Genomic DNA, 17,643 nt, shown 5'->3' with positions numbered 1-17,643 from the left:
GCTGTTAAAGTTATCATGTTGTACCATCAAAATTAAATGCTGTCAGTAACGTATACGGTGACTATGAAAAATAACCAACTTAAAATTCCCTTTTCAGCCACTTATCGCCAACGTGTTGTGCGCTTAAGCTTGGCTACAGCCTGTTTTGTGCTGTTAAGTTGGGTTGCCATGAATAGTAGCTTTCAAAGCCACCAATTACTTTATGATAGCGCTGATAGCACAGCGATAAGCTTAACCAAGTTTATGGCACTGAATGCCAAAACGCCGCTACAAGAAAAAAATAAACCTGAATTAAATGCGTTGTGTAATCACATTGCTGAAGATGAGTATGTGTTAGCGGCAACGATTTACGATCAGCAAGGTATTCAAATTGCTGCCAGTGATAATTGGCAAAGCCACCACACCTTTGGTTTATTACCCGATTCAACCCCCGGTATAAGTAAGCTTAAAACCCCATTTGTAGAGCCTGTGATAAGTGATAATGAAAGGCCTATTGGTTTTGTATCGATAACCTATTTAACACAGGCTTCTATTGCAACCAGCCACAGTAATTTCCATGACTTAGGGCGACAAGTGTTATTAATGTTGGTGATCACCTGTATATTCACTTGGCAATTGGGTCGAGGCTTGAAGCTTTGGCAAATAAATCGTTATATCAAGAAAAGTTCAGAGCAAGAATCGTAGAGTTCTGCAGCCAGTTGCAGCTTTGCATCGCCTGTCGCGCCTTTAAGCTCACATAAATGAGTAAATACATCGCGCACCTTTAGCGGCGTATTAACCTGCCCTTGAAAACCTGCCAGCGGCATTGATGGCGAGTCGGTTTCAAGCACTAAATGCTGCAGCTCAATTAAGCTGATAACTTTACGAGTTTTAGCAGCACGAGGGTAACTTATCACACCACCAACACCAAGTTTAAATCCTTGTTTTATATAACTCTGAGCTTGTTGTTCTGAGCCAGAAAAGGCATGAATTACCCCGCCAAACTTTGGTTTGCAGCGCTTAAATGAGCGAGCAATTAAATCATGACTTTGCCTATGATGCACAATAAGTGGTAAAGCGAGTTGGTTGGCAAGCTCTATCTGTCCTTCAAAAAACTGTGTTTGTTTATCGAGGTTATCGATGCTTCGATCAAGGCCGCACTCACCGATGGCAATAAACTGCCCTGAATGGGTTTTCGCTAATTGCTCTAGTTCAGCGAGATGATGAGTTTGGTGATCAGATAAAAAATAAGGATGTAAACCTAAAGCCACTGAAATACTTGGCTCTGATTTAGTAAACGATAATAGTTTTGTCGATTGTGCCAAGCTCACACCCGGCACAATGAAATGCTCGATCCCTACTTGCTTACATGCTGTGATGAGCTCTGTGCGAGTCTCATCAAATTCGCTAAAATCAAGGTGACAGTGGGAATCGATAAAACGCATTTACGGATTTAAGCGACCAAACTGCCAACTACCATCGGCTTGGCGTTGATACATAAAGCGGTCATGTAAGCGGTGTGCTCCGCCTTGCCAAAATTCAATTTTAGTAGGCTCAACACAATAGCCTCCCCAAAAATCAGGCAATGGAATTTCACCCTCAGAAAACTTTTGCTTCATTTTCGCAAATGTTTCCATTAATACCTTACGTGATGACACTGGACGACTTTGCTGAGAAGCCCATGCAGCTAACTGGCTTTCTTTAGGACGCGATAAAAAGTACTTAGCCACAGCAGTTGTTGGTAAGGGTTTAGCCTCGCCGTAGACTATGACTTGTCGCTCCATGTGGTGCCATGGGAAATGCAGAGAAATTTTGTTATTACCTTTTAGCTCCTGCGCTTTGCGCGAGCCGGTATTAGTAAAAAACACAAAGCCATTTTCATCAAGATGCTTTAACAGCACAATACGCTGCGAAGGCTGACCATGCTCATCAACCGTTGCGACGACCATCGCCGTAGGATCAGGCAAATTAGTGGCAACAGCTTGCTCAAGCCATTTTTCAAACTGCTTGATTGGAGACGCATCAAGCATGTCTTCAGATAAACCATCCTGTAAATATTCACGGCGAATATCTTCAAGTTTCATAAAATTCCCTCTATCGCTACTATCAGCTATCAGCTATCAGCTATCAGCTATCAGCTATCAGCTATCAGCTATCAGCTATCAGCTATCAGCTATCAGCTATCAGCTATCAGCTATCAGCTAAAGATTAATCAAGGTTATTGAGCTGTCAATTTGTTGGGTTTCGCTACGCTCTACCCAACCTACGAAGCTAGGTTCTACAAGCTACTCCCCTAGCGCCTAGAGTCTAGGGCCTGCGATTTATGTTGGGTTTCGCTACGCTCTACCCAACCTACGAAGCAGAATTCACCTAGGTAGTTTAGCCTAAGACAAGGCGGAAAACCGACTTATCCCTACGAGCTCTTAAACGTTCTGCAAGTGTAGGAGTGCTGACAAGGCGAAGTGCTTTTTTATACCAAGGAGCATACGTGTTTTGTATGTGACTTCGGTTAAAAAAGCACGACAACGCAGTCAAAGCGAACTACACGAAGCAGATTACATTTGCTCCATGACTTCGATACCTAAAAGATCCAATCCTGATTTCAGTGTCTTCGCAACCAAATTACAAAGTACTAAACGGCTGTCACGAACACTTGGCTCTACGCCTTCTTTTAGAACTGGGCATGCTTCGTAGAACGTCATGTATAGGCTTGCTAGTTCGTATAGGTATCCACATAATACGTGCGGTGTCGCTTCGCTGATCATTAGATCGAGTACTTCTTCTAGCTGAAGAAGTTTAAGTGCCAGCGCTTTTTCTTGCGGCTCGTTGATTGCAACGTCTGCTGTTAATGACGCCGCATCAATACCTGATTTACGGAAGATACTGCGAACACGTGTATATGCATATTGTAAGTAAGGCGCTGTAGCACCTTCAAAGCTCAGCATTGTGTCCCAGTTGAAGATATAGTCGCTAGTACGGTGCTTAGAAAGATCCGCATATTTTACTGCGCCAATACCTACTTTACGGGCAATTTCGCTACGCTCTTCGTCGCTTAAGTCTGACTCACGCTCAGCTAGTTTAGCGGCTGCACGAGTGATTGACTCTTCAAGTAAATCAGCAAGCTTAACGGTACCGCCAGTACGTGTTTTGAATGGCTTACCGTCTTCACCCATCATGGTGCCGAATGGGCAGAACTCATAACTTGTTTCATCACGTAATAAACCTGCTTTACGTGCGGTTAGCTCAACTTGATTGAAGTGTAAGCTTTGACGTGCATCTACAAAGATTAAGATGCGATCAGCACCCAGTTTATTTGAGCGGTAATCACAAGCAGCTAAGTCAGTTGTCGCATATAAGAAACCACCACCTGATTTCTGTACGATAAACACTGAAGGCTCGCCGTCTTTGTTAGCAAGCTCATCTAAGAACACGACTTGTGCGCCATCAGACTCAACGGCAATATTTTTGTCTTTCAATAGTGCGATGATGTTTGCAAGTTCACTGTTGTAAGCACTTTCAGCCATGATGTCATCTTGCGTAAGTGTTACGTTTAGACGCTTATAAACTTCTTCAGAGTGCTTTACAGAAGTGGCGATGAATAACTTCCACAGTTTTTCACAGTGTGCGTCACCACTTTGTAATTTAACCACGTAATTACGGGCTTTATCGGCAAACCCTTCTTCATCATCAAAGCGTTTTTTCGCATCACGGTAGAAGGTTTCAAGATCGGCCAGCGCTACAGACTCTAAGTCTACACCTTGGTTGATTTGATCTTCTAAGTGCGCGATTAACATACCAAACTGAGTACCCCAGTCACCCATGTGGTTTTGACGAACAACTTCATCACCACGGAACTCAAGGGCACGAACAACCGCATCACCAATGATGGTTGAACGTAAATGACCTACGTGCATTTCTTTAGCAAGGTTAGGTGATGAGTAATCAACAACTACTTTTTGTGCTGTTGCATGTGGCGCAACTGCTAGCTTTTCGTCTTCGTTTGCTGCTTTTAAGCTAGCTGATAAAAACTCAGGCTTTAAGTGAATGTTGATAAAACCAGGGCCCGCGATTTCTGTTTTTTCTGCGATATCTGCAAGGTCTAGGTTATCAATAATTTTTTGCGCAAGTTCACGCGGGTTTGATTTTAATTTTTTAGCCGCGCCCATTGCGCCATTGATTTGGTAATCACCAAACTGTGGACGTGTGCTTTGTGTTACCGCTGGATTAGTGTCTTCAGGTAACCCTGCTGCAACCATAGCAGCAATTGCTTTGTCGATTAAAAGAGTACGAATATTCATTGTAATTTTTACCTTTATGGCCCGCTGTACGGGCACTTAAATTGGAAGCAGACTTAGCGTATTAGTTTTCGCGCGTGTGGTTAAACTTGATGTCTGGATAGCGTTCCATCGACAAGTTTAGGTTTACACGGCTTGGCGCGATATAAGTAAGGTTATCGCCACCATCAAGCGCTAAGTTGCTTTCGCACTTACGCTTAAACTCTTCAAGCTTTTTGGTATCGTCTGAGCTTACCCAACGTGCAGTGTTAACACTCACACCTTCGTAAATCGCATCAACGTTGTATTCTGCTTTTAAGCGCGCAACAACCACATCAAACTGTAGTACACCGACCGCACCAACGATTAGGTCGTTATTGATAAGCGGTCTAAATACTTGCACAGCACCTTCTTCAGATAACTGAACTAAGCCTTTTAACAATTGCTTTTGTTTTAATGGATCTTTTAAGCGAATACGACGGAATAATTCTGGCGCGAAGTTAGGAATACCACCAAACTTCATTTTTTCACCTTGCGTGAAGGTATCACCAATTTGAATTGTACCGTGGTTATGTAAACCAATGATGTCACCTGCGTAAGCATCTTGCGCTCGCTCACGATCACCAGCCATAAAGGTTACCGCATCAGAAATACTCACTTGCTTACCAATACGCACATGGTTCATCTTCATACCTTGGCTATATTTGCCAGATACAATACGCATAAAGGCGATACGGTCACGGTGTTTAGGGTCCATGTTCGCTTGGATTTTAAATACGAAGCCAGAGAAGTTATCTTCTGTTGCAGCAACTTGGCGGTCTTCTGTTTCGCGTGGTAATGGCGCAGGAGCCCACTCAGTTAAGCCATCAAGAACATGGTCAACACCAAAGTTACCAAGTGCTGTACCAAAGTAGACTGGTGATAGTTCGCCCGCTAAGAACAGATCTAAATCAAACTCGTGTGATGCACCAATTACTAACTCTAGCTCTTCACGAAGCTGCTCAGCAAGTTCGCTACCAATCGCAGTATCAAGCTCAGGGTTATCTAAACCTTTGATAACGCGAACTTCTTGAATTGTGTGGCCTTGACCTGTGCTATACAAAATCGTTTCTTCACGGTGGATGTGATACACACCTTTAAACTCTTTACCACAACCAATCGGCCAAGTTACCGGCGCACAGGCAATGTTTAGCTCAGTTTCAACTTCGTCTAATAACTCCATTGGATCACGAATATCACGGTCACACTTATTCATGAAAGTTACGATAGGTGTGGTACGTAAGCGTGTTACTTCCATTAATTTACGAGTACGATCCTCAACACCTTTCGCTGCGTCGATGACCATTAGGCATGAGTCAACCGCAGTCAGTGTACGATAAGTATCTTCAGAGAAGTCTTCGTGTCCCGGAGTATCAAGTAAGTTAACTAGACGCTCATTGTAAGGAAATTGCATAACAGACGTAGTTACCGAGATACCACGTTCTTTTTCCATTTCCATCCAGTCTGATTTTGCGTGCTGGTTTGAGCCACGACCCTTTACGGTACCCGCTTTTTGAATCGCTTGTCCGAATAACAGAACTTTTTCTGTAATCGTGGTTTTACCCGCATCCGGGTGCGAGATGATCGCAAAGGTGCGTCGTTTATTAATTTCGGTAGTTAAATTAGACATGTAAGCTGCTTTTAGTCATAACAAAGCGCACTTAACTGCCTTATAAATTATAAAGCTCGGTGCGCACTGTAAAAATAAAATAGAATTGCCGAGCATTATACCTTGTTTGTCTTAGCCAAAAAAGCAGCGATTGCGAGTAATTACTCCCTTTTAGTTGGGTATTTTCGTTGTTCACTTTTTTGCTAGGCTTGTGTAATCAAGTTGTAACGCATACTATTGATAAATTGCACGGAGGGATGTCAATTTAGGTCATGAAAACCAGTAAGCTCAGTATTCGATTATTGTGGTATATCACACCATTAGTGATCTTACCTTTGTTGTTTTTAGGTGGCTTTACATTAACAAATGTGACCAATTCAACAAAAAAACAAGCTGAACTTATTGTCAGTCGCTTTGTTGAGCAACAGCAACAAAAAATCTTTAATTACATTGACTCATTTCACTCGATTACTAAGCTACTCTCAACCTCTCCTGTATTAGCAGACTTTTTAGCCCGCGAACCTGACTCAAAAAACCAATACATTGAACGTCTTGGCGAGTTGATGAATGTATTTGCAAGCTATTCAGAAGCTTACCCAGATATTGTTAGCATTAATTATGTTGCCCCAGACGGTAAAAGCGATGCATTTTATTCAAGTCAATTAACTCCAGCACCTAAAAGTTACCCGTTTTTTGAGCAAGTGCTACAATCGAATTTACGCCAGCAACAATTCATGATCCCCAAAGAAGATGGCTCTACTAGCCTCTACTTTGTGCACCCCATTTATAATATTGATTACTACTTAAAACAGCCGCAGCAACTGGGGTTTATTGTTGTGCATGTAGAACCATCAATATTGAATGCTAGTATTCTAGAAGCACCATTTAATAACACGCTAAATTTATTTTTAACGACTAAGGGGCAGATTTTATTTAGCTCCGACTATGACTTACGCGGCAATTATTTAAGTGAATATGAGCTTGAGCAAATTAAACAACTCGCTAACTACGGCAAACTTGCCAATATCGAACTTTCAAGTATTGATAAAGAAGAGCGCATAATTTACGCAGTTGAAATGACTGATGGCGATTATTTGATCTCAACCACCCCTAAAGATTTACTTTACCAGTCAGGTAAAGCCATTAGTTTAATCACAGCACTTATAGTTATTATTTCTGTGATTTCGCTGCCTATTCTTATCTATATTGTGGTACGCAACTTACTGCTGACCCCAGTTGAACTATTAGGTGCGGCAAGTCATCGGGTTGGTGATGGTGATTTATCTGTGTACTTGCCAGCCCACACAAACGATGAAGTAGGCGTGCTTTTCAACGATTTTAATCACATGGTGAACCAAATTCGTCATTACCAAGACGAGCTTGAAGAATATAAACATCACCTAGAAGAAAAAGTAGAGAGCAGAACGAAAGCACTCGAAGCAATGAACAGCAAGCTAGAAGTAGCCATTGCGCAAGCTGAACAAGCAAACCAACTTAAAAGCCGCTTTTTAGCGAATATGAGTCATGAAATTCGTACTCCACTTACCGCAATTATGGGCTTTACAGAGCAACTTCTGCACAACAAAGATGCGGTAAATGATGAACAGCATTTAAGCACTATTTTACGTAACTCTAAGCACTTGCTTGAGCTTATTAACAACATTCTTGATTTATCAAAAATAGAAGCTGAAAAACTCGCCGTTGAACGCGGACCATGTAATGTAGTGCAGCTTATACATGATATTGATTCAATTATTCGCCCACTGGCTAATGAAAAACAACTTACATTTAATATTAACTACCAACTACCAATACCCAAAACTATTAATAGCGATACCACACGTTTAAAACAAATCTTGATCAATATTGCTAGCAACGCAGTTAAGTTCACTGAGAAAGGCAGCATCTCGATTGATATTAGCTACAACAGCAATAAACAACATTTAGAGTTTGCGATTCAAGACACAGGTATTGGTATGTCAGAGCGTGAGGTTGAAAGGGTATTCAAACCGTTTGAACAAGCCGATGCGACGACAACTCGCCGCTTTGGCGGTACAGGTCTTGGCTTGTGTATTTCAAAGAACTTAGCCCAGTTGCTAGGCGGTGATGTACAGCTTATTAGTGAACCTGGAAACGGCAGTTGTTTTACCGTACAAGTTGCTGCTCATTTAAACGCCGAGCAGTTACAAGCAGAGGCGTTTATTCATAGCTACGAGCAACTCTCACCAAGTAAAGACGTTCAGCTTTCATTCGCAGCGAATAGCTTTGATGCCAATATACTAGTGGCCGAAGATAACCCAGATAACCAGTTGCTGATCAAACTATTGTTACAAACCTGGGGACTTGAGCCTGACATCGCGAAAAACGGTGCAGAAGCAGTAGAAATGGCATTAGTTAATGATTATCAGCTGATCATCATGGATATGCAGATGCCAGTCATGGGCGGCTTAGAAGCAACGCAAATGCTACGTCACGCAGCCTATGATGGCCCTATTATTGCGCTTACGGCCAATGTAATGAAGACTGATGTTGATACCTATATTGAAGCGGGCTGTGATGAAGCACTCGCCAAACCAATCGACAAAGATGCCCTAGAGCAAGTACTTGTAAGCTACTTACATATCGAAAAAGACAGTCAAAACAAGTGGGAAAACTTACTGAAAAGTGAGAAGTTCCAACAAATTAACGACAACTATCGCTCAAAACTACCTGATTATTTAAGCCAAGTCGTGCAGTTGTATCGCGCTAAAGAATGGGAAGCGCTGCGTTCATTAGCACACAGCTTAAAAGGCAGTGCGGGATGTTTTAGTTTTGAAGCTATTCACAGGACTGCGGGTCAGCTTGAAAATGCGCTACGCAGTAATCAAACTGATCAGGTAGAGCAATGCTACGATGCACTTATCAATGCCCTTGAAGAAGCATCTTAAAGGCTAAAGCTCATCCCCATCAAAATAGCGTCTTCATTGCCTGTTGCGGTTGGATAGTAGTTCTTGCGCACCGACATATGTGAAAAGCCAGCACTTTCATACAGGCCAATAGCGGGTGCATTAGACTCACGCACTTCTAAAAATAGGTTTTCGGCTTGGTGCTGCTCGCCGTGCTCAATAAAGGCATTTAACAACTGCTTAGCAATGCCCTGCCCTTGGTACTTCGGCGCAACACAAATATCCATTAAAGTGTAATCTGGGCCCGCTTGTTCACCAATATAAAAACCTAGCATCTCATCACCTTGAAAAGCGGCCAGGTTAAAATAACGCCCAGCTAAACACGACAGCATGGTTTTCTCTGTCCAAGGGTGACTATGGCAGGCGTTTTCGATAGCCATTAACTGGCTAATATAGGTTGCATCTACAGGTTTAAAGCTTATCAAGTTGTTCACCGATTAAAGACCAAAGTTGTTTTTTCTGTTCGCCATTCAGCTTATCGCTTGGTAAGCCTAAGCAGCCCTCTTGCCAGCTAATACTCGTTGCTTTAACGATTTGGGTAATAACTAACGGCGCAAATGCTTTTTCGAGGTCTTGGTGAAACTGTAACGGTAGCGTCAGTGTTTCTTGTTGAGTGTTTGGTATCTGTTCGCCAGAAGTATCAGGCGCAGTTCGATAGTGTTGATTTAACTCTAAAGATTGTACAGAGAATATCGCAGCGTAACTTGGATTCATAACAACTCAATCATGATTAAGAGCAAGTAATATAGGAAGATTTGCGATTAAAGTAAAGAAGGAAGAAATGGCAGGGGCGGAGAGATTCGAACTCCCAACCGTCGGTTTTGGAGACCGCTGTTCTACCAATTGGAACTACGCCCCTGCAATGTCGTCGAATTATATAGAGCTTTTTTCAAAGGTAAAGTAAAAAAACACAGTTTTTAGTTTAACTGCTTCTTAAATAAACAAAACGACGAATTAGCAAGCTAATTCGCCGTTTTTGTACCAATTCAGGTCAGAATAATAAAATTATTCCCACTCGATTGTTGCCGGTGGCTTACCTGAAATATCGTAAACAACACGTGAGATACCATCGATTTCGTTGATGATACGGTTAGAAACCACACCTAAGAACTCATAAGGTAAATGTGACCAACGTGCTGTCATAAAGTCGATTGTTTCTACACAACGTAGCGATACAACCCAGTCGTATTTACGCGCATCACCCATTACACCTACCGATTTAACTGGTAAGAATACAGTGAAGGCTTGACTTACTTTGTGGTAAAGCTCAGCTTTGTGTAGCTCTTCAATGAAGATAGCATCTGCGCGACGTAGTAAGTCACAGTACTCTTTCTTGATTTCACCAAGTACACGAACACCTAAACCAGGACCCGGGAATGGGTGACGGTAAAGCATGTCGTATGGTAGACCAAGCTCAAGACCAATTTTGCGTACTTCATCTTTGAATAGCTCACGTAAAGGCTCAACAAGACCCATTTCCATATCGTCTGGTAAACCACCTACGTTGTGGTGAGACTTGATTACATGTGCTTTACCTGTTGCTGATGCAGCAGATTCGATTACGTCTGGGTAGATAGTACCTTGACCTAACCATTTAGCGCTTTTCAGCTTTTTAGCTTGCTCGTCAAATACTTTAATGAAGGTATGACCAATCGCTTTACGCTTATCTTCTGGGTCTGACTTGCCTGCTAAGTCTGCTAAAAATTGATCTTCAGCATCTACTTTAACAATGTTTAGGCCAAACTTGTTGCCGAACATGTCCATAACTTGCTGACCTTCGTTTAAACGAAGAAGACCGTTATCAACGAATACACACGTTAGCTTGTCGCCGATTGCACGGTGAATAAGCATGGCAACAACAGATGAATCAACACCACCTGATAAACCTAAGATAACTTCGTCATCACCAACAGTTTCCTTGATACGCTCAATCGCATCGTCGATGATTTTAGCTGGTGTCCATAGCTTTTCACAGCCACAGATATCAATCGCGAAGCGCTCAAGTAAGCGTAAACCTTGGTGAGTATGAGTTACTTCTGGGTGGAACTGTACGCCGTAAAAACGTTTTTCTTCCCAAGACATTGCAGCATGTGGACATGTTGAAGTTTTAGCCGTTGTTTTGAAAGTCTCTGGTACTTCCATCACTTTATCGCCATGGCTCATCCAAACGTCAAGTACGCCTGCACCGCCGTCAGTAATGTGGTCTTCGATAGCATCGAATAACGCACAGTTACCTACTTTTTCAACTTGCGCATAACCAAACTCTTTCTTATCAGAGCTGTGAACGCTACCACCTAGTTGCGTTGCCATTGTTTGCATGCCGTAACAAATACCAAGTACTGGAACGCCTGCGTTAAATACATACTCAGGAGCACGTGGGCTGTTTTCAAGTGTTGTAGACTCAGGGCCACCCGACAAAATAATACCTTGTGGATTAAATTCGCGGATTTGCTCTTCAGTTACATCCCATGCCCATAGCTCACAGTAAACACCAATCTCACGTATACGACGTGCGATTAACTGTGTGTATTGCGAACCAAAATCTAAAATGAGAATTCGTGAATCGTGAATGTCTTTGCTCATGGAGTATCTCGTTAGTCAGGAACTGCTCTCCCAAAGGGAGATGATCAATAAATTAGGGCTAGCAAATGCTAGCCCATGTAATTTCAATACCTTAAGGTAATTAACCTAAGCGGTAGTTTGGCGCTTCTTTAGTGATTTGCACGTCGTGAACGTGTGACTCACCCATACCAGCTGAAGTCACGCGAACAAATTGAGGTTTAGTATTTAACTCTTCAATTGTTGCACAGCCTGTTAAGCCCATTGCACTGCGAAGACCGCCCACTTGTTGGTGAATGATTGTCGCGATAGGACCTTTATAAGCAACACGGCCTTCGATACCTTCAGGAACAAGCTTGTCTGCTTCGTTCGATTTTTGGAAGTAACGGTCTGATGAACCTTCTTTTTGGTCCATAGCACCAAGGCTACCCATACCACGGTATGATTTGTAGTAACGACCTTGATATAGCTCAACTTCACCCGGTGCTTCTTCAGTACCCGCTAACATTGAACCCACCATTACACATGATGCACCAGCAACAAGTGCTTTTACGATGTCACCAGAGAAACGGATACCACCGTCAGCAATAACAGGAATATCACGGCCTTTTAAGCCTTCAACTGCGTCAGAAATAGCAGTAATTTGTGGAACACCACAACCTGTTACGATACGAGTAGTACAGATAGAACCAGGGCCGATACCAACTTTAACAGCATCAACACCCGCATCAGCAAGGGCAATCGCGCCTTCAGCTGTTGCAACGTTACCTGCTACGATTTGTAGATCTGGGTATGCTTGACGTGTTTGTGCAACACGGTCGATAACACCTTGTGAGTGGCCATGTGATGTATCGATAAGTAATACGTCAACACCTGCTTCAACAAGTGCTGCGATACGCTCATCAGTACCCGCGCCAACACCAACAGCTGCACCTACACGTAGACGACCTTGCTCGTCTTTACATGCATGCGGCTTGTCTTGTGCTTTTTGATAATCTTTTACAGTGATCATGCCTTTCAGTTTAAATGCATCATCAACTACGAGAATTTTTTCGATACGGTGCTCGTGCATTAGACCTAAGATTTCATCACGGTCTGCACCTTCTTTAACAGTCACTAACGATTCTTTTTTCGTCATTACTGTAGAAACAGGTTGCTCAAGTTTCGTTTCAAAACGCATATCACGGCTTGTCACAATACCAACAAGGTTATTGTCAGCGTCGGTTACAGGGAAACCTGAAAAACCTTTGTCTTCTGAAAGCGCGATAGCATCAGCAATTGTAAGATCCGCAGTCACAGTAACAGGGAAAGAAACAATGCCCGCTTCGTAAGTTTTAACTTTACGAACGTTTTTAGCTTGCTCTTCGATTGTCATGTTTTTGTGGATGAAACCTAAACCGCCCTCTTGCGCTAGAGCAATCGCTAAGCGTGCTTCTGTTACAGTATCCATAGATGCTGAAACTAGCGGCAAGTTAAGATTGATACCACGCGTTAAGCGAGTTGAAATATTTGCCGTGTGTGGCAAAACAGTAGAATGACCTGGTACTAAAAGTACGTCGTCAAAGGTAAGAGCTTCTTTAGCGATTCTTAGCATAGTGCAACTTCTCACATGTGGATCTGAGTATAAGGAATTGCGGCCAAATTTTATCAGCGTTATGAGCATGAGTAAATAAAATTATTCATTTATTTGTGTTAAAGTACGCAGAGAATTTTTTACTGGGGTTTTTAATGGCTTTTACGCACTCAACACAGCCTGTTTACACGGTCTCGCGCCTAAATAAGGAAATTCGCCATGTTCTTGAACAAGGCTTCTCATCGCTTATCTTAAATGGTGAAATTTCTAACTTTATAGCCCCTGCATCTGGACACTGGTACTTTACGTTAAAAGACGACCGAGCACAGGTAAAAGCAGCAATGTGGCGCGGCAATAATCGCGGCCAAACTTTTCGCCCGAGCAATGGTGCACAAGTAACCGTGCGTGCCCGCGTATCTTTATATGAACCTCGTGGTGATTATCAGCTGATTGTTGAGCATATGGCCCCTGCTGGCGAAGGCTTATTAAAACAAGAATTCGATGCGCTTAAAATGCGTTTAGCTGCCGAAGGCCTATTTAGCTCAGCCCACAAAAAACCATTACCAACCAATATTAATCGCGTTGGGGTGATCACCTCAGCCACAGGTGCGGCTATACGCGATATTCTAACGGTACTTAAACGCCGTGCTCCGCAGCTTGAAGTCGTGATTTACCCAGCGATGGTGCAAGGTGCAGATGCACACAGTCAATTAATAGAAAAAATAAACATCGCCAATCAACGCAACGAAGTAGATGTGCTTATATTAGGTCGCGGTGGTGGTTCACTCGAAGATTTGTGGTGTTTTAACCATGAGCAATTAGCTCGCGCTATTTTTGAAAGTCGCTTACCTATTGTTAGCGCCGTTGGTCATGAGGTCGATACCACAATTAGTGATTATGTTGCCGATATTCGCGCCGCAACACCTTCTGCAGCCGCAGAGCTAGTTAGTCCAAATACCGAAGAGCTATATAACAAAGTTACGCAGTTAGTTAGGCACTTAAATCATGCCTTTAAACACGCTTTAGCTGTAAAACGCAGTACTGCCACTCAATTTGAGCATCGCTTGCAGCTATGCCATCCGCGTAATCAACTCAATCAACAAGCGCAAAAGTTAGATGAGCTTAGTTTGGCCTTACATGGCGCGATGAGTAGTAAAATCCAGCGATATGAGCGAGTACTTGCTAACTTAACACCACGCTTAATGCAACGCTCACCCGAAAAGCAGTTAGCGAAAAGCGAGCATCAACTGGCGCAATTACATGCAAGGCTTACACAGGCGATGCAACAGCAACTTTCAAGTTTTCGAAACCAGCTTTCTTTACAAGCGAACCGTTTAGATTCTGTGAGTCCGCTTAGTGTGTTAGCGCGTGGTTACAGCATTACTAAAAATCAGCAAGGTGGCGTTGTAAAATCAGTTAACGATGTAAGCTCTGGTGAGCTTATAACTACCGAGCTTGCTGATGGTCAACTGCAATCAAAAGTTGTATAAAATTACTCCGTGCTTGCAATAATGGTTAGACTATCGTCACTTGAGGTGGTGGAGGTAAATTTAAATTGCTTCCACCAGCTTTGTTCCATCATCTTATCGGTCATGTTACGCCAATAATGACTTGGCAAGTCATCACTCCCCTCAGGTTGCAATAGCTTAAACTGACACACAGAGCTTTTGCATGTTGAGACACTCAGCTGTGGTTGCACTGGTAAATCTGCCATGATTAAAAAATCGCTCATGGCTGTTTCAACTTGGTAGGCCCAAGCCTCATCCCGAGATTGCTCTTCTAACAAGGTATAAAGTTCATCTAGGTGTGAGTCGATTTGCTGTGGAGGTATCGCACTTGAACGGTAACTGGCAATCACCGCTTGTTGGTTTTCGACTTGTAACTTTAACTCTGCAACTTGCTGCTCAAGCTCAGTTTTGCTAACAGCTGCTGAACTATTTGAATTCACTTCAGCGACTTGTTTGTTAATAACAGGCGCTACAGCAGTGGCTTGCTGCTCTGGTGCTTGAGCTATGCGTTCTTCAACAAATTGTTGCTGATAAGTTTGCGGCTGTTGTTGTGGGTCTGATTGAAAAAGTGACATAGTGACAGCGCCACAAATAAATGACGCTGCAACAGCTAATCCGAAGGATAATTTAGACAATTCCATTGCTCTTTTAAAATGTAAAACTACAACATAGCACTAGTGTGGGAGGCATTACTAGCGGTAGTCGTACCATCGTCTAAAAAGTTTTGGTTCATGCTTTCTGCTGGACAGGGACAGCTCGGTTTGCCGACCACTTTAGCTGGCACGCCAACCACAGTTGTGTGTGCTGGAACTGCACTTAACACGACAGAGTTTGCACCAATACGTGCCCCCTCTCCTACTTCGATATTACCCAGTACTTTTGCACCCGCACCAATCAATACACCGGCGCGAATTTTTGGATGGCGGTCACCTTGCTCATTACCCGTACCACCTAAGGTTACAGATTGTAGAATCGATACGTTATCTTCAATAACTGCTGTTTCACCAATTACAATCCCAGTTGCATGGTCAAACATAATACCATGACCAACTTTACAAGCAGGATGGATGTCAACGCCAAATACTTCTGAGGTTCTGCTTTGAATGAAGCGAGCAAGCTCTTTTCGGTTTTGTTGCCATAAACAATTTGCGAGTCGGTGTGCTTGTATTGCATGGAAGCCTTTAAGGTTCAAAATAACAGTTAAGTAACTATCGGCCGCAGGGTCGCGATCTTTAACTGCTTTTATGTCATGAGCAACATGCGTCAGCATTAGGTCACATTTAACAAAGGCTTGGTCGAATAATTCACGGATAGTAAATGCTGATACCACCGCATCTGCAAGTTTATTTGCAACAATAAAGCTCAGCGCTGAACCTAAGCATTCATGATTTAACACACACGAATAAACGTGACTTGCTAAAAGCGGTTCACGGGAAACGACTTCGTTTGCTTCTTCTCGAAGCTTTTGCCAAATTTCATGACGCATAATATTGCCTTTCTGGTTGTACCTAACTGCTAAGCTTTAAGTTTAACGGATTTGTAGCAAGATGTACTAACCCGTTGTTTATTTGTTCTGGTTATATCTAATAACCAGAGTAACTACACCTATTTTTACTCTTTTTGCTGTGCTTTTTAGCCAACCACATATGACAGTAGCAAACTCATACGCCGCAAGAAAAACCCAGCTAAAATGCTTATTTTTCAATAACAAAACAGATATGACATCTTATCTGTCATATGCCAAAATTGGTACTGACATATCGCTGACGGCGTAAAAAACAAAAATAATCATTAAATTTACATCATCAACTTAACAAGGAAACGATGATGAAAAACGACGTACTAAACTCACATAAACTAGGTTATAAATTTTACTTTCAAGATGGTGACAACCAAATCGCATGCTTTGGTCACATTATGAGTGGTAAAGAAAAAATATATGTAAACGACGAATTGGTTAGTGAAAAGCGCAGCTTTGGCTTTAAAAGTCGTCACGACTTTAACTACCAAGGTAATGCTTATGCAGTCGATTTTGCGATGCAAAATATACTTACCGGCAAGCTTGAATGTTCGTTTTATAAAGCTGACAAATTAGTTAAACAGAGCACACAAACCTCACTTACTGATAACCCAAAACAAGTGGCTTTGGTTACCTTGGGGTGTTTTATCGGTGGCGCAATATCAGGTTATGCAGTCGTTACTTTTATTGAACCATTGCTTGGGAAGTAAGTAATGCAACTGAACCCCAATACAATAAAAGCACTCAGACTTAAATTCGATTGGACGCAGCAACAATTGGCAGATGCCTGTGATGTAAGCTTACGTACCATTCAACGAGTTGAAAAAGAAGGCGCGGCATCAAAAGAAACTACCATGAGTCTATGTGCAGTGTTTGAAGTACGCCAAGGTGAGCTCATTAAGCTCGATGACGAAGTATCTGAACCAACCACAACACATGCAGTGAGTAAGCAAAATCTCGCTGCAATTGTAGCCGCATCTTCGTTTGTCAGTTTTGCCCTAGGTATGGCAACCGTATTTGTTATTTTTTAGGAGTGGAAGATGACCAAAGAACAACGCGGCCACACTACACTTATCGGCTTTGTAATAACAACCATACTCTTTGCGCTAGCTGTTAAAGTTAGCTCAATACTTTAGTTGATAATAGGTCAATATAGAGCCCAGCTACATCACGGCTGGGCTGTATTCATGTTACTGCTTTAATTGATAGCGATTAAAGGTTGCAGTAGCTAACGCAACAGGTATATCTGGCGCATCAGATTTATAAACATTCGCAATAACCGTGCATAAGGTTCTTCCCTTATGGATCACTTCTGACTCGGCAATAATTTTATCACCTGGAGAAAGCGGTTTAAAAAACTTTACGTTAAGCTCAACAGTACTGCACATTTGGCCTTTATCCATAATCGTTACCATCGCACAGCCTAAGCTTGAATCGAGAAATCCAGACACAACACCACCATGCACAGCCCCTGTTGGTGAGACATGATCACGTCTAATTAATAATGATGTAATAACTTTAATTTCTTCCTTTTTAACTGAATCTATTTCAAAACCTAGCCAATCACCATAGCTATCACTTTGCTGGAAAGAAATACCGATATGTTCAGATAAAAAATCTAGCGTTTTCAACTAACCG

General features: G+C 42.3%; 16 protein-coding genes and 1 tRNA gene. 5 read left to right on the top strand and 12 right to left on the bottom strand.

The annotated features are described in order from the left end of the window. Positions 1-63: 63 nt before the first annotated feature. Positions 64-684, top strand: coding sequence for an AhpA/YtjB family protein (locus IMPJCBKJ_RS12985; RefSeq protein WP_054551236.1), 621 nt, complete (start codon positions 64-66; stop codon positions 682-684). Here IMPJCBKJ_RS12985 and IMPJCBKJ_RS12980 read toward each other — a convergent pair. From IMPJCBKJ_RS12980 to prfC, 4 genes are all read right to left on the bottom strand, one after another. Continuing rightward, on the bottom strand, positions 651-1,424 hold the full coding sequence (locus IMPJCBKJ_RS12980; protein WP_054551235.1) for a TatD family hydrolase: 774 nt from the start codon (positions 1,422-1,424) through the stop codon (positions 651-653). The two genes, IMPJCBKJ_RS12985 and IMPJCBKJ_RS12980, sit on opposite strands and share 34 nt — an antisense overlap. Next, a complete protein-coding gene (pdxH, locus tag IMPJCBKJ_RS12975; protein WP_055020972.1) occupies positions 1,425-2,063 on the bottom strand; it encodes a pyridoxamine 5'-phosphate oxidase in 639 nt (212 codons plus the stop codon). A 471-nt stretch (positions 2,064-2,534) separates the two neighbouring features. Then, on the bottom strand, positions 2,535-4,277 hold the full coding sequence (argS, locus tag IMPJCBKJ_RS12970) for an arginine--tRNA ligase (protein ID WP_138599630.1): 1,743 nt from the start codon (positions 4,275-4,277) through the stop codon (positions 2,535-2,537). 61 nt (positions 4,278-4,338) lie between these two features. Beyond that, on the bottom strand, positions 4,339-5,922 hold the full coding sequence (gene prfC / locus IMPJCBKJ_RS12965; protein ID WP_054551232.1) for a peptide chain release factor 3: 1,584 nt from the start codon (positions 5,920-5,922) through the stop codon (positions 4,339-4,341). A gap of 251 nt (positions 5,923-6,173) precedes the next feature. Here prfC and IMPJCBKJ_RS12960 point away from each other — a divergent pair, with 251 nt between their 5' ends. Beyond that, a complete protein-coding gene (locus IMPJCBKJ_RS12960) occupies positions 6,174-8,828 on the top strand; it encodes a hybrid sensor histidine kinase/response regulator (RefSeq protein ID WP_166340639.1) in 2,655 nt (884 codons plus the stop codon). Here the strand turns inward: IMPJCBKJ_RS12960 and rimI are convergent. The 5 genes from rimI to guaB all read right to left on the bottom strand — a co-directional run bounded on the left by rimI (position 8,825) and on the right by guaB (position 12,999). Beyond that, a complete protein-coding gene (gene rimI / locus IMPJCBKJ_RS12955; protein ID WP_054551230.1) occupies positions 8,825-9,271 on the bottom strand; it encodes a ribosomal protein S18-alanine N-acetyltransferase in 447 nt (148 codons plus the stop codon). The genes IMPJCBKJ_RS12960 and rimI overlap by 4 nt on opposite strands. Beyond that, complete coding sequence (locus tag IMPJCBKJ_RS12950; RefSeq protein ID WP_054551229.1) at positions 9,258-9,560, bottom strand: hypothetical protein; 303 nt, start codon at positions 9,558-9,560, stop codon at positions 9,258-9,260. The genes rimI and IMPJCBKJ_RS12950 overlap by 14 nt, the downstream gene beginning before the upstream one ends. Positions 9,561-9,628: 68 nt before the next feature. Then, positions 9,629-9,705: transfer RNA gene (locus IMPJCBKJ_RS12945), tRNA-Trp, on the bottom strand. Positions 9,706-9,851: 146 nt separating this feature from the next. After that, positions 9,852-11,429 carry a glutamine-hydrolyzing GMP synthase gene (gene guaA, locus IMPJCBKJ_RS12940; RefSeq protein WP_054551226.1) on the bottom strand — a complete coding sequence of 526 codons (1,578 nt, stop codon included), beginning with the start codon at positions 11,427-11,429 and terminating at the stop codon, positions 9,852-9,854. A gap of 100 nt (positions 11,430-11,529) precedes the next feature. Further along, on the bottom strand, positions 11,530-12,999 hold the full coding sequence (gene guaB / locus IMPJCBKJ_RS12935) for an IMP dehydrogenase (protein WP_054551225.1): 1,470 nt from the start codon (positions 12,997-12,999) through the stop codon (positions 11,530-11,532). Positions 13,000-13,133: 134 nt separating this feature from the next. Here guaB and xseA point away from each other — a divergent pair, with 134 nt between their 5' ends. Beyond that, positions 13,134-14,468, top strand: a complete 1,335-nt coding sequence (gene xseA / locus IMPJCBKJ_RS12930) for an exodeoxyribonuclease VII large subunit (protein ID WP_166340638.1) — start codon at positions 13,134-13,136, stop codon at positions 14,466-14,468. Between the two features lie 2 nt (positions 14,469-14,470). Here the strand turns inward: xseA and IMPJCBKJ_RS12925 are convergent, their stop codons facing one another. Both IMPJCBKJ_RS12925 and cysE read right to left on the bottom strand, forming a co-directional pair. Next, a complete protein-coding gene (locus tag IMPJCBKJ_RS12925) occupies positions 14,471-15,061 on the bottom strand; it encodes a hypothetical protein (RefSeq protein WP_166340637.1) in 591 nt (196 codons plus the stop codon). A gap of 86 nt (positions 15,062-15,147) precedes the next feature. Further along, positions 15,148-15,972 carry a serine O-acetyltransferase gene (gene cysE, locus IMPJCBKJ_RS12920; RefSeq protein WP_135925949.1) on the bottom strand — a complete coding sequence of 275 codons (825 nt, stop codon included), beginning with the start codon at positions 15,970-15,972 and terminating at the stop codon, positions 15,148-15,150. A 338-nt stretch (positions 15,973-16,310) separates the two neighbouring features. Here cysE and IMPJCBKJ_RS12915 point away from each other — a divergent pair, with 338 nt between their 5' ends. Continuing rightward, the gene (locus IMPJCBKJ_RS12915; RefSeq protein ID WP_166340636.1) at positions 16,311-16,715 is read left to right on the top strand and encodes a hypothetical protein; all 405 of its coding nucleotides are present in this window, start codon (positions 16,311-16,313) and stop codon (positions 16,713-16,715) included. A 3-nt stretch (positions 16,716-16,718) separates the two neighbouring features. Then, positions 16,719-17,036, top strand: coding sequence for a helix-turn-helix transcriptional regulator (locus IMPJCBKJ_RS12910; RefSeq protein WP_138616330.1), 318 nt, complete (start codon positions 16,719-16,721; stop codon positions 17,034-17,036). A gap of 159 nt (positions 17,037-17,195) precedes the next feature. Here IMPJCBKJ_RS12910 and IMPJCBKJ_RS12905 read toward each other — a convergent pair whose 3' ends face one another. After that, positions 17,196-17,636 (bottom strand): PaaI family thioesterase, encoded by a 441-nt coding sequence (locus tag IMPJCBKJ_RS12905; RefSeq protein WP_166340635.1) that lies wholly within the window; start codon positions 17,634-17,636, stop codon positions 17,196-17,198. Between the last annotated feature and the right edge of the window lie 7 nt (positions 17,637-17,643).

The sequence above is a fragment of the Pseudoalteromonas sp. MB47 genome, assembly GCF_011319765.1.
In the GTDB taxonomy this organism is placed as follows: domain Bacteria; phylum Pseudomonadota; class Gammaproteobacteria; order Enterobacterales; family Alteromonadaceae; genus Pseudoalteromonas; species Pseudoalteromonas simplex.
Note: the sequence above shows the minus strand (reverse complement) of the source record. Positions and strands in the feature narration are given on the sequence as shown.

Bases quoted from the DNA above. Each gene is read 5' to 3' on its own strand.
- IMPJCBKJ_RS12980 (WP_054551235.1), bottom strand. From the start codon at position 1,424: ATGCGTTTTATCGATTCCCACTGTCACCTTGATTTTAGCGAATTTGAT.
- IMPJCBKJ_RS12925 (WP_166340637.1), bottom strand. From the start codon at position 15,061: ATGTCACTTTTTCAATCAGACCCACAACAACAGCCGCAAACTTATCAG.
- xseA (WP_166340638.1), top strand. From the start codon at position 13,134: ATGGCTTTTACGCACTCAACACAGCCTGTTTACACGGTCTCGCGCCTA.
- IMPJCBKJ_RS12910 (WP_138616330.1), top strand. From the start codon at position 16,719: ATGCAACTGAACCCCAATACAATAAAAGCACTCAGACTTAAATTCGAT.
- IMPJCBKJ_RS12985 (WP_054551236.1), top strand. From the start codon at position 64: ATGAAAAATAACCAACTTAAAATTCCCTTTTCAGCCACTTATCGCCAA.
- IMPJCBKJ_RS12950 (WP_054551229.1), bottom strand. From the start codon at position 9,560: ATGAATCCAAGTTACGCTGCGATATTCTCTGTACAATCTTTAGAGTTA.
- prfC (WP_054551232.1), bottom strand. From the start codon at position 5,922: ATGTCTAATTTAACTACCGAAATTAATAAACGACGCACCTTTGCGATC.
- IMPJCBKJ_RS12960 (WP_166340639.1), top strand. From the start codon at position 6,174: ATGAAAACCAGTAAGCTCAGTATTCGATTATTGTGGTATATCACACCA.
- argS (WP_138599630.1), bottom strand. From the start codon at position 4,277: ATGAATATTCGTACTCTTTTAATCGACAAAGCAATTGCTGCTATGGTT.
- guaA (WP_054551226.1), bottom strand. From the start codon at position 11,429: ATGAGCAAAGACATTCACGATTCACGAATTCTCATTTTAGATTTTGGT.
- pdxH (WP_055020972.1), bottom strand. From the start codon at position 2,063: ATGAAACTTGAAGATATTCGCCGTGAATATTTACAGGATGGTTTATCT.
- IMPJCBKJ_RS12915 (WP_166340636.1), top strand. From the start codon at position 16,311: ATGATGAAAAACGACGTACTAAACTCACATAAACTAGGTTATAAATTT.
- cysE (WP_135925949.1), bottom strand. From the start codon at position 15,972: ATGCGTCATGAAATTTGGCAAAAGCTTCGAGAAGAAGCAAACGAAGTC.
- guaB (WP_054551225.1), bottom strand. From the start codon at position 12,999: ATGCTAAGAATCGCTAAAGAAGCTCTTACCTTTGACGACGTACTTTTA.